This window comes from Paraburkholderia sp. JHI869, from assembly GCF_038900775.1.
Lineage (GTDB): Bacteria > Pseudomonadota > Gammaproteobacteria > Burkholderiales > Burkholderiaceae > Paraburkholderia.
The window spans coordinates 167,072-178,693 of sequence record NZ_JAYMSC010000011.1 but is presented as its reverse complement, the minus strand read 5'-3'; the positions used below and the strand labels follow the sequence as shown (position 1 = coordinate 178,693).

Genomic DNA, 11,622 nt, shown 5'->3' with positions numbered 1-11,622 from the left:
CGGCCGATTGAGCCACACCCGGGCGACACCCGGGCCGCACCCGCGCCTACGCGCAAACCTTATGCGCGGCACTCCGGCGGCGCGAGATTGCCCGCCAGCGTTGCGGCATCCGCCGGCGATGGACCCGCACCCGGCGCGCCGAGCGACGAGGCCGTCTTGCCGGCTGCGAAGCACTCCCACGTGAGCGTGCCGCCCTGCACGCTGCCCTGTGCGAGCGCGACGCGCGCGGTGGGCGCATCGGCGTTATCGGGCACCGAAGGCACGAGGACGATCGTATTGCTGCCTTCGGGCGCCACGCGCGAGGTGAAGGCAACCGTGATCTGACCGGTCGTGTCGTCGATATGCAGCGACTCTACGTTGCGCGTGGCGGGCGGCACCGTGTAGCCCGCGCCGAACGCGTTGCCGCTCGCGGCGTTCTCGGCCACGGACAGGCGCGCGGAAGCGGCAAGCGAAAGGCCCTCGCCCACGCGGCTGCGAGCGAGGTAGTCCTGGTAGGCAGGGATGGCATAGGCGGCGATCACGCCGACGATCGCGAGCACGATCATCAGTTCGATCAGCGTGAAGCCGCGCCTCGTCCAGCGTGTGGCAAGGATTGCGAGGCGCGAAAGTCGCGTGAAACACGCGCAGCCGTTGCACGGCGGCGGGCTCATGGAAGGTACAGATACGATCATCGTCAGGGCTCCTGAAACAAGAAACGCCTGCTCACAGTCGTGAACAGGCGTCTTGATCGTATCGGTGGTCCTGCAAGCGCATCAGTCGGCCGAATGGCCCAGGCCGAATGGCCTAAGCGCAATGGCACGGCCATACGTGCTCAGTGGGACTGCGGCCCCTGCGTCTCGCCGCGCCGCGTGTTGCGGCGTCGGAGCCAGGACCCGAGCGCGACGACGAACACCGCACCGGCCACGCTCATGCCGTACTCGGCCACGGGCGTGTCGAGCAGCGGCCAGCGATCGCCGGCGGGATCGTTGATGATGAGACCGCCCGCGATCCACCCGAGCAGCGCCGCGCCGAGCGTCACGATCACCGGGTAGCGGTCGAGCAGCTTGAGCACGAGCTGGCTGCCCCACACGATCAGCGGAATGCTCACCATCAGCCCGAAGATCACGAGCGCGATGCGATGGCGCGGATCGGCCGCTTCGGCCGCGCCCGCAATCGCAACCACGTTGTCGAGGCTCATTACCGCGTCGGCGACGATGATCGTCTTGATCGCGCCCATTAGCTTGTCGGCGGGCTTCACATTCGCGTGCTCGAGCTGACTGGGCGCGAGCAGCCGCACGCCGATCCACAGCAGCAGCAGGCCGCCGATGAACTTCAGGAACGGCACGTTGAGCAACACCACGGCGAAGGCGATCAGCACCACGCGCAGCCCGATCGCGCCTGCGGTGCCCCACAGGATGCCGCGCAGGCGCTGCTGCGAAGGCAGATCGCGGCAGGCGAGCGCGATCACCACGGCGTTGTCGCCGCCGAGCAGGATGTCGATGACGATGATCTGGATGACAGCGCCCCAATGGAGCGTCGCGAAAAACTCGAGCATGGAAACGGAAACTCAGCCGGAACTCAGAATGGGTGGCTCAAGCGGCGAGCCAAATAAAAAAGCGAGGAGGCCATGACTGGCTCCCTCGCTTTTTGTTCGGAAACCTCGTGAAAGGATTCCGCAAGCATATCAAAAAACGCTGGCCGCCCATGCATGCATGATGCACGAACGGCAGCGTATTTCGAAATTACAGGATCGACTTCAGCAGACGGCCCATTTCCGACGGGTTGCGCGTGACCTTGATGCCGCACGCGTCCATGATTTCCAGCTTCGCGTCGGCCGTATCCGCACCGCCCGAGATCAGCGCGCCGGCGTGGCCCATGCGCTTGCCCGGAGGCGCCGTGACGCCCGCGATGAAGCCGACGACCGGCTTCTTCATGTTGCCCTTGATCCACTCTGCTGCCGTGGCTTCGTCCGGACCGCCGATCTCACCGATCATGATCACGGCGTCCGTATCCGGATCGTCGTTGAACATCTGCATGACGTCGATGTGCTTCAGACCGTTGATCGGGTCGCCGCCGATACCGACTGCCGACGACTGGCCGAGGCCGAGCGCCGTCAGCTGAGCAACCGCTTCATACGTCAGCGTGCCCGAACGCGACACGACGCCGATGCGGCCCTTGCGGTGGATGTGACCCGGCATGATGCCGATCTTCAGCTCGTCCGGCGTGATCGTGCCGGGGCAGTTCGGGCCGAGGAGCAGCGTCTTGCGGCCTTCGCGGCGCATACGGTCCTTGACTTCGATCATGTCGCGGACGGGAATGCCTTCCGTGATGCAGATCGCGAGATCGAGGTCGGCCTCGACGGCTTCCCAGATCGCAGCAGCAGCGCCTGCCGGCGGCACGTAGATGACCGAAACGGTCGCGCCGGTGGCGTCCTTGGCTTCACGCACGTTCGCGTAGATCGGAATGCCTTCGAAATCTTCGCCGGCCTTCTTCGGGTTCACGCCAGCGACGAACGCTTCGCGGCCGTTCGCGTACTCACGGCAAGCGCGGGTGTGGAACTGACCGGTCTTGCCGGTGATGCCCTGCGTGATGACCTTGGTGTCTTTGTTGATCAGAATCGACATGTATTACCTCTGTTCGTCTGGCGTGATGCCGCACTGCCACATTCATTACAGTGGCCGCGCCGGCACCACGCCATTCGTGTCCGGTGAAAATTACTTGCCTTCGGCAGCCGCGACGACCTTCTGCGCGGCTTCTTCCATGCTGTCTGCCGAGATGATCGGCAGGCCCGATTCGGCCAGCATCTTCTTGCCGAGGTCCTCGTTCGTGCCCTTCATGCGCACGACGAGCGGCACGTTCAGGTTCACGGCCTTCGAACCGGCGATCACGCCTTCTGCGATCACGTCGCAGCGCATGATGCCGCCGAAGATGTTCACGAGGATCGCCTTCAGGCCCGGGTTCTTGAGCATGAGCTTGAACGCTTCGGTGACCTTCTCGGTCGTGGCGCCACCGCCCACGTCGAGGAAGTTCGCCGGCTCGCCGCCGAACAGCTTGATGGTGTCCATCGTGGCCATTGCGAGGCCTGCGCCGTTCACCAGACAGCCGATGTTGCCGTCGAGCGAGATGTACGCGAGGTCGAACTTCGAGGCTTCGATTTCAGCCGGATCTTCTTCGTCCAGGTCGCGGTAAGCGACGATTTCCGGGTGACGGGCCAGCGCGTTGGAGTCGAAGTTGAACTTCGCGTCGAGCGCGATAACCTTGCCGTCGCCGGAGACGTTCAGCGGGTTGATTTCAGCCAGCGACGCGTCGGTTTCCCAGAATGCCTTGTACAGGCCTTGCAGGATGGCGCGCGCTTGCGGAATCGAAGCGGCCGGCACGCCGATCTTCGCGGCGAGGTCGTCGGCTTGAGCGTCGAGCAGACCCGTCGACGGCTCGACGATGACCTTGTGGATCAGTTCCGGGTGCTTTTCGGCAACTTCTTCGATGTCCATGCCGCCTTCGCTCGAACCCATCAGAACGATCTTTTGCGACACGCGATCAACGACGAGGCTGACATACAGTTCTTGCTTGATGTCAGCGCCTTCTTCGATCAGCAGACGGTTGACCTTCTGGCCTTCCGGACCGGTCTGGTGCGTGACGAGCTGCATGCCGAGGATCTGGTTCGCGTATTCGCGGACCTGCTCGATCGTCTTGGCAACCTTCACGCCACCGCCCTTGCCACGGCCACCCGCGTGGATCTGCGCCTTGACGACCCAAACCGGACCGCCCAGCTCTTGAGCGGCCTTGACCGCGTCATCCACCGAAAACACCGGGATGCCGCGCGGGACGGCGACTCCGAATTTCCGCAGGATTTCCTTACCCTGGTACTCGTGAATCTTCATGCGTGATTCCTTCAGTCTGAGAGTTGGAGTGAACTTCGATTCCGCTGTTGTTATTCATGCGAGACGGCGTCGGCCCTGCCCTCTTGGCTCGGGCTCCGGCTGTCGCGCACGCTGGGGGTTTGCGCGCCACGCTCTATTGAACGCGGCACATGGCCATACCAGCGCGGATAAAACTGCTTCACCGCCTCCCCGTCGAACCGCAGCGCGTGGCAGCGGCCAAGCTGGAAGGGCGGCTTTTCACCGGCGGCCTCATTGCCTCCGGCGGTCTTGCCGAGTTCCGGTCCGGGCGCTTCACCCGGCGAGCCATTCGATGTGTCCCACACTTCCCCGACGAACGCCTGGATCGCAGCGGTCGGCAAAACGCCCAGCATCTCTGTGAGATGCGTGCAGCCAGCCGTGCCGGCAAGAAGCCGGCCCGCCTGGAGGCGGAAGTTGTCGAGGAGATTGAGCCCGATAAGGGCCCGATAGGCGGGATGAGCGTTCTGGCACTGACCGTCGTAAGGCACCCAGTCGGACGACGCTTCTGCGTCGACGACGTTGAGCTTGCGATCGATCGTAATGCGCAGCCAGAGTTCATGGATGGGCAGACCATTGGGCCGGACACCGGCGGCGAGCGGCACGTCGCGTGGCTTGTGGTCGGTCAGGCACGCGTCGATGTCCCACAGGCCGTCTTCGCGCTCATAGGCAACCGCCCGAATGGCGCGCTGATGGCGCAACTGGCGGGGCACGGGCGGAGAAAGCGGCATGCTAAAGGTAAGACCGGATGGGAAAACCTCGCGATTTTAACATACCGGGTATTTGAGACAGCCACGAACACACAGGCCCGGCGGGGGATTGCCTGCGCGGATTTTTCGCGACGGCCGGCTCAGTTATCGGACCAGTCTTCCTCGATTCCCTTGAGGATCTTGCCGATGATCGACATCGAAAAGCCGCGCGCCGCGAGAAAGCGCGCCTGGCGCGCGCGTTCGGCAGGCGTCTCGGGCAACTGACCGTACTTCTTCTGCCAGACGGTGCGGGCGCGCGTGAGCTCGGTCTCGCGCAGTTGCGTGCTCACCTCTTCGATGAGCGCGTCGCCCACCGCGTGGCGCTTGAGTTCGCTGACGATACGCCCTGCCCCCACGCGCGACGCGCGCCGGTGCACGACGCTTTCGGCAAAGCGCGCGTCGGAGAGCCAGCCTTCGCGTTCTAGCGAATCGAGCAGCGCTTCGAGTGCGTCGGCGTCTTCGGTGTACGGCACCAGCTTGCGCGAGAGTTCGGCGCGGCTGTATTCGCGGCGCGAAAGATAGCCGAGCGCTCGGCCCTTGAGGGAACGCTCGGGGCGCTGCTTTGCCGCGGACGACTTTTCGCGCTCGCTGGCTCGGGCGGCGCGGGTGGCTGAACTGCGCTCGTACTGGTCGGCTTGCGGCCCGCTGGATTCGCGCGCCGTTTCGACAGGTGCGCGGCGCGATCGCTTGAATGTTGTTTCGACCGGCGGCTCTGACGACGCGTTTGCCGCCAACTCATCGTCCGCACTGAAGAAGGCCTCGAACGGCACTTCGAAGACCGCGCCGCCATCGTCGCTGAGATCGGCGGGCGAGGAATACGCCGCGCCAGAATGCGCAAAGCCGCGATCGCCCGCCTGGGCGTCGCGGCTTGAACGGCTCGTGCGTGAGTCGGCAGGCTTCACGGCGGAGCGCCGCTCGGCGCTCCTGTCCGTCGTTGAACCAGCGGTTGAACCCGCAGTTGAACCCGCAGGCGAACCCGCGCGCGGGTTAGCCTGCTCGCCGGAAGGCGAGGACGTGAGTGACCCGCCCTTGCGCATCAGCTTGCCTTATCTACGAGAGCCTGAAGAACTTACTCTTCGCCAGCGACTTCGACTTCGCCGGAATCGCTGACGCCGTCCGGCATCGTGCTCACGCCAAGCGATTCGCGGATGCGGTTTTCGATCTCACGCGCGATGTCCGAGTTCTCGCGCAGGAATTCGCGTGCGTTGTCCTTGCCCTGGCCAATGCGCTCGCCGTTATAGCTGTACCACGCACCCGCCTTGTCGACGATCTTCGCCTGCACGCCGAGGTCGACGATTTCGCCCTGACGCGAGATACCCTCGCCGTAGAGAATGTCGAACACGGCTTCGCGGAACGGCGGCGAGACCTTGTTCTTCACGACCTTCACGCGCGTTTCGCTGCCGATCACTTCGTCGTTCTTCTTGATCGAGCCGATACGGCGAATGTCCAGACGCACCGACGAGTAGAACTTGAGCGCGTTGCCGCCCGTGGTGGTTTCCGGGTTGCCGAACATCACGCCGATCTTCATGCGGATCTGGTTGATGAAGATCACCATGCAGTTCGTCTTCTTGATCGTGCCGGTGAGCTTGCGCAGTGCCTGCGACATCAGACGCGCCTGCAGACCCGGCAGCGAGTCGCCCATTTCGCCTTCGATTTCGGCCTTCGGCACGAGCGCCGCGACCGAGTCGATCACGATCATGTCGATCGAGCCCGAGCGCACCAACGCGTCGGTGATCTCGAGCGCCTGTTCGCCCGTGTCCGGCTGCGAGATGAGCAGTTCCGGCACGTTCACGCCGAGCTTGGCGGCGTATTGCACGTCGAGCGCGTGTTCCGCGTCGATAAACGCCGCCGTGCCGCCGAGCTTCTGCATTTCGGCGATGACCTGGAGCGTGAGCGTGGTCTTGCCCGACGATTCCGGACCGTAGATCTCGACCACGCGGCCGCGCGGCAGACCACCCACGCCGAGTGCGATGTCGAGGCCGAGCGAACCGGTGGAGACTACCTGGATGTCCTCGACCGCTTCGCCGTCGCCGAGTCGCATGATCGACCCCTTGCCGAACTGCTTTTCGATCTGCGCGAGCGCGGCGGCCAGCGCCTTGCTCTTTTCAGCAGTCAGCCCAGCCGAGCCTTTCTTGCTATCTTCCATGAATCGTCCTTTGCTATGATGAACGGCGTCTCGTGACCATGCGCACGCCTTATTCGGGCTAATGCACACGAACGCAGACACTGTATAAAAAAACAGTGGTTTTGGCAAGCCCTTCTGGCGAACCAGAACCGCGAATTTCGGGAGACCGCCGCGCGTCGCCTGACCGCGCCCTCAAAGACGCGGCGCGGCGCGGGTGCTACGAGGCAAAAAAGCCTCGAAGGCGACGCTGGCGCAACATGCGAATCCTCATTGCCGAAGACGACAGCATACTCGCGGACGGGCTCGTGAGATCACTCCGCCAATCGGGCTATGCCGTTGATCACGTGCGTACCGGCGTGGACGCCGATACCGCCTTGTCGATGCAGTCGTTCGACCTCTTGATCCTCGATCTGGGCCTGCCGAAAATGCCGGGCCTCGAAGTGCTGCGCCGTTTGCGCGCGCGCAATTCAAACCTGCCCGTGCTGATCCTCACCGCGGCCGACAGCGTGGACGAACGCGTGAAAGGCCTCGACCTCGGCGCTGACGACTACATGGCCAAGCCCTTCGCGCTCAACGAACTCGAAGCCCGCGTGCGTGCGCTCACCCGGCGCGGCGCGGGCGGCGGCCCGACCGTCGTGCGTCATGGCGCGCTCTCGTATGACCAGGTGGGGCGAATCGCGCGCATCAACGAGCAGGTGCTCGATCTTTCGGCGCGCGAACTGGGCGTGCTCGAAGTGCTGCTGCAGCGTCTCGGGCGGCTCGTCTCGAAGGAACAGCTCGTCGATCACCTGTGCGAATGGGGCGAGGAAGTCAGCAACAACGCCATCGAGGTCTACGTGCACCGGCTGCGCAAGAAACTCGAAGCGGGCGGCGTGCGCATCGTGACCGTGCGCGGACTCGGCTACTGCCTCGAAAAAGAGGCGAAGGAGGCGCAGGCCGGCGCCAGCCAGCCGAACGCCCGGACCGAGGCGAGTGCGCCCGACGCCGCGCCGGCGATGCCCGCCAGCCACTACTTCAAGTAGGCGGAGTCGACGATGGCCGGGCGTCCTCCCATCGCGCGCGCCGTGCCGCCCAAGGGCGCCGCGAGCGTCGCCGCAGAAAACCCCTCGGGCGCGTCCGCACACGCGGCCGACGCCCTCGACGACGACGCGCGCGACGCCCGCTACGCCAACCCGTTCGCCCCGCCCGACGAAGCCGAAGCCGCCGCCGAGGCGCGCCCGCGCTCGCTGTTCGGCGAAATTCTCGACTGGATGCTCGCGCCCTTGCTGCTGCTCTGGCCGATGAGCATCGCGGTCACGTATCTCGTGGCGAAGTCGATCGCCAACGGCCCATTCGACCGCGCGCTCGAAACCGACGCCTATGTGCTCGCGCGCCAGATCCAGCCCGTAAACGGCGTGGCCGAGCTGACACTGCCCGCCTCCACGCGCGACTTCCTGCGCGCCGACAACGTCGACAGCGTGTTCTATCAAGTGCTCGGCAGCCGTGGCGAGCTGATCGGCGGCGACCGCGACATGCCGCTGCCGCACGACGACGACCGCCCGCCGCCGGGCCTCGTCGAGTTCCGCGACGACACGCTGCGCGGCATCGACATCCGCGTCGCTTATACGACCGTGGAGCCCACGCATCTCAGCGCCGGCAACCAGCAAGGTCAGCCCGTGCTCGTCCAGGTCGCGGAAACGCTCGACAAGCGCCGCCAGCTCGCCAACGACATCATCAAGGGCGTGATCCTGCCGCAGTTCGTGATCTTGCCGCTGGCGATCCTGCTCGTGTGGTTCGGTCTCTCGCGCGGCCTCGCGCCCTTGCACGCGCTGCAGTCGAACATCCGCATGCGCCGCCCCGACGACCTTTCGCCGCTCGAAGCGCGCCGCGCGCCGCCCGAAATCGAGCCGCTCGTCACCTCGTTCAACGACCTGCTCACGCGGCTCGAACAGAACATGGAGCTGCAAAAACGCTTCATCGCCGACGCAGCGCATCAGATGAAAACGCCGCTCGCGGGCCTGCGCACCCAGGCCGAACTCGCGCTGCGCCAGGACGCGCCCGCCGAAGTGCACCGCTCGCTCGAGCAGATCGCGACGAGTTCCGAGCACGCCGCGCGGCTCGTCACGCAGCTGCTCGCGCTCGCGCGCGCGGAAAACCGCATGTCCGGGCAGGTCTTCACGCCGGTGGACGTGGCGGACGTGGCGCGCCACGCCGTGCGCGACTGGGTTCAGCCGGCGCTCGCCAAGCAGATGGACCTCGGCTACGAAGGCCCGGAAACGGCCTACGGGAGCGAGGAGGACGGCGGCGAAGCGCCGCGCGTCGAAGTGGAAGGCAACCCGGTGATGCTGCGCGAGATGCTCTCGAATCTCATCGACAACGCGATCCGCTATACGCCGGCGGGCGGGCGCATCACCGTGCGCGTGCGGCCCGAGCCCGCGGCGGGCGTGGTCCATCTCGAAGTGGAAGACACGGGCATGGGCATTCCGAGCGCCGAGCGCGAGCGCGTGCTCGAGCGCTTCTACCGCATTCTCGGGCGCGACGGCGAAGGCAGCGGGCTCGGCCTCGCGATCGTGCGCGAGATCGCCACGATGCACGGCGGCACGCTCGCCATCGACGACCACGTTTATCAGGAGACGCCGCGCCTCGCCGGCACGCTCGTGCGCGTGACGCTGCGGCTGCGCGCGCAAGCTTGAGCGGCGTCGCCGGCGCTTTGGCAGCGAAGCCACCGCGAAACTGACGAATTGCGTCAGAAAACGGGGATGGGACTTACCCTTACCCGATATGCAATACGCGATCCTAAATTCGCACGTTAAAAGACATTGCTCGCTCAATAAACGCATTTGCCGTCACTTTCGACGTCGATAGCTGATTGCACCCCACTCCGATACGCCACTCAGAAACCCACGCACGCGTCAGAAGCCCGTAAGTTTCCATTCCAATAATGCTTCGCAGGACCGCGGGCCTAAGCCTCCCTGCCCGACGGACCACACGCATATCAATACTGGAGACATATATGGCAACCGTTGGCGGACAAGCCACGCACGCGCCGATGACCAGCGACGAAAAACGCGTGATCTTCGCGTCGTCGCTCGGCACCGTGTTCGAGTGGTACGACTTCTACCTGGCCGGATCGCTTGCGGCCTTCATCAGCAAGAGCTTCTTTTCCGGCGTCAATCCCACCGCAGGTTTCATCTTCACGCTGCTCGGCTTCGCCGCCGGCTTTGCCGTGCGTCCGTTCGGCGCTATCGTGTTCGGGCGCCTCGGCGACCTCGTGGGCCGCAAGCACACGTTCCTCGTCACGATCGTCATCATGGGTATTTCGACCTTCGTGGTCGGCTTCCTGCCCGGCTATGCGTCGATCGGCATTGCGTCGCCGGTGATCTTCATCGGTATGCGATTGCTGCAGGGCCTCGCGCTCGGCGGCGAGTACGGCGGCGCCGCGACTTACGTCGCAGAACATGCGCCGGCCGGTCGCCGCGGCTTCTACACCTCGTGGATCCAGACGACCGCCACGCTCGGCCTGTTCCTCTCGCTGCTCGTGATCCTCGGCGTGCGCACCTTCACCGGCGAAGAGCAATTCGCCGCATGGGCCTGGCGCATTCCGTTCGTCGCCTCGATTTTGCTGCTCGCCGTTTCGGTGTGGATCCGTCTGCAACTCGACGAATCGCCGGCGTTCAAGCGCATCAAGGCGGAAGGCAAGATCTCGAAGGCGCCGCTCAAGGAAGCCTTCGGCCAGTGGAAGAACCTGAAGGTCGTGCTGCTCGCCCTCTTCGGCATCACCGCCGGCCAGGCCGTGGTCTGGTACACGGGCCAGTTTTACGCGCTCTTCTTCCTCACGCAGACGCTCAAGGTGGACGGCGCCAGCGCCAACATCCTGATCGCCGTGGCGCTCCTGATCGGCACGCCGTTCTTCCTGTTCTTCGGCGCGCTCTCGGACAAGATCGGCCGCAAGCCGATCATCATGGCCGGCTGCCTGATCGCGGCACTCACCTACTTCCCGATCTTCAAGGCGATCACGCACTACGCGAACCCGGCGCTCGAAGCCGCGACCGCGCGCGCACCGATCGTCGTGATCGCGAACCCGGCCGAATGCTCGTTCCAGTTCAACCCGGTCGGCACCTCGAAGTTCACGAGCTCGTGCGACATCGCCAAGAGCGCGCTTTCGAAGGCTGGCCTGAACTACGAGAACGTGGCCGCTCCGGCTGGCACGCTCGCGCAGATCAAGGTGGGCGACACGACCATCGACACGTTTGATGGCCGGGCTCCGGGCGCGAAGGAAGCCGGTGCGACGTTCGAGAAGACGCTCGCGGCCACGCTGAAGGCGGCGGGCTATCCGCTCAAGGCCGACCCCGCGCAGCTTAACTGGCCGATGACCATCGTGATGCTGACGATCCTCGTGATCTTCGTGACCATGGTGTACGGGCCGATCGCGGCGATGCTGGTGGAGATGTTCCCGACACGCATCCGCTACACCTCGATGTCGCTGCCCTATCACATCGGCAACGGCTGGTTCGGCGGCTTCCTGCCAGCGACGGCCTTCGCGATCGTGGCGGCGCGAGGCGATATCTACTCGGGCCTCTGGTATCCGATCATCATCGCGCTGGGCACCTTTGTGATCGGCATGCTGTTCGTGAGAGAAACCAAGGACTCGGATATCTACGCGCAGGATTAAGACTGCGAGCGCCGCCGGGCGGGGCTTCTCGCCCGGCGGCCGCCTTCTCTGCAAAAAAGATGACGAAGGGGGTTGACAGCTTCTGCCGGTATAGCGATAATTCTCTTCTTCGGCGAATTAGCTCAGCCGGTTAGAGCGACGGAATCATAATCCGCAGGTCCGGGGTTCGAATCCCTGATTCGCCACCAGTTGCAAAAGAAAGCCGCTGTCCCACAAGGACAG

Annotated in this window: 10 protein-coding genes and 1 tRNA gene; 4 read left to right on the top strand and 7 right to left on the bottom strand. The window is 64.7% G+C overall.

Annotated elements, in window-relative coordinates; genetic code table 11:
* Positions 1 to 59 precede the first annotated feature (59 nt).
* The 7 genes from VSR72_RS20145 to recA all read right to left on the bottom strand — a co-directional run bounded on the left by VSR72_RS20145 (position 60) and on the right by recA (position 6,770).
* Positions 60 to 671: a pilin gene (locus VSR72_RS20145; RefSeq protein ID WP_342954100.1), complete on the bottom strand. Its 612-nt coding sequence runs from the start codon at positions 669 to 671 to the stop codon at positions 60 to 62.
* 140 nt (positions 672 to 811) lie between these two features.
* Positions 812 to 1,534, bottom strand: a complete 723-nt coding sequence (locus tag VSR72_RS20140) for a TerC family protein (protein ID WP_342954099.1) — start codon at positions 1,532 to 1,534, stop codon at positions 812 to 814.
* A gap of 187 nt (positions 1,535 to 1,721) precedes the next feature.
* A complete protein-coding gene (gene sucD / locus VSR72_RS20135) occupies positions 1,722 to 2,603 on the bottom strand; it encodes a succinate--CoA ligase subunit alpha (RefSeq protein WP_342954098.1) in 882 nt (293 codons plus the stop codon).
* Between the two features lie 90 nt (positions 2,604 to 2,693).
* Positions 2,694 to 3,860 (bottom strand): ADP-forming succinate--CoA ligase subunit beta, encoded by a 1,167-nt coding sequence (gene sucC, locus VSR72_RS20130; RefSeq protein ID WP_342921197.1) that lies wholly within the window; start codon positions 3,858 to 3,860, stop codon positions 2,694 to 2,696.
* A 50-nt stretch (positions 3,861 to 3,910) separates the two neighbouring features.
* Positions 3,911 to 4,606, bottom strand: coding sequence for a DUF2889 domain-containing protein (locus VSR72_RS20125; RefSeq protein WP_342954097.1), 696 nt, complete (start codon positions 4,604 to 4,606; stop codon positions 3,911 to 3,913).
* A 119-nt stretch (positions 4,607 to 4,725) separates the two neighbouring features.
* Positions 4,726 to 5,526, bottom strand: a complete 801-nt coding sequence (recX, locus tag VSR72_RS20120) for a recombination regulator RecX (RefSeq protein WP_342954096.1) — start codon at positions 5,524 to 5,526, stop codon at positions 4,726 to 4,728.
* 167 nt (positions 5,527 to 5,693) lie between these two features.
* A complete protein-coding gene (recA, locus tag VSR72_RS20115) occupies positions 5,694 to 6,770 on the bottom strand; it encodes a recombinase RecA (protein WP_342954095.1) in 1,077 nt (358 codons plus the stop codon).
* A gap of 236 nt (positions 6,771 to 7,006) precedes the next feature.
* Here recA and VSR72_RS20110 point away from each other — a divergent pair, with 236 nt between their 5' ends.
* From VSR72_RS20110 to VSR72_RS20095, 4 genes are all read left to right on the top strand, one after another.
* Positions 7,007 to 7,771, top strand: coding sequence for a response regulator transcription factor (locus tag VSR72_RS20110; protein ID WP_342954094.1), 765 nt, complete (start codon positions 7,007 to 7,009; stop codon positions 7,769 to 7,771).
* Positions 7,772 to 7,783: 12 nt separating this feature from the next.
* Positions 7,784 to 9,421 (top strand): sensor histidine kinase N-terminal domain-containing protein, encoded by a 1,638-nt coding sequence (locus VSR72_RS20105; RefSeq protein WP_342954093.1) that lies wholly within the window; start codon positions 7,784 to 7,786, stop codon positions 9,419 to 9,421.
* A 320-nt stretch (positions 9,422 to 9,741) separates the two neighbouring features.
* Positions 9,742 to 11,400, top strand: coding sequence for an MFS transporter (locus VSR72_RS20100; protein WP_342954092.1), 1,659 nt, complete (start codon positions 9,742 to 9,744; stop codon positions 11,398 to 11,400).
* 111 nt (positions 11,401 to 11,511) lie between these two features.
* Positions 11,512 to 11,588: transfer RNA gene (locus VSR72_RS20095), tRNA-Met, on the top strand.
* Positions 11,589 to 11,622: the final 34 nt, after the last annotated feature.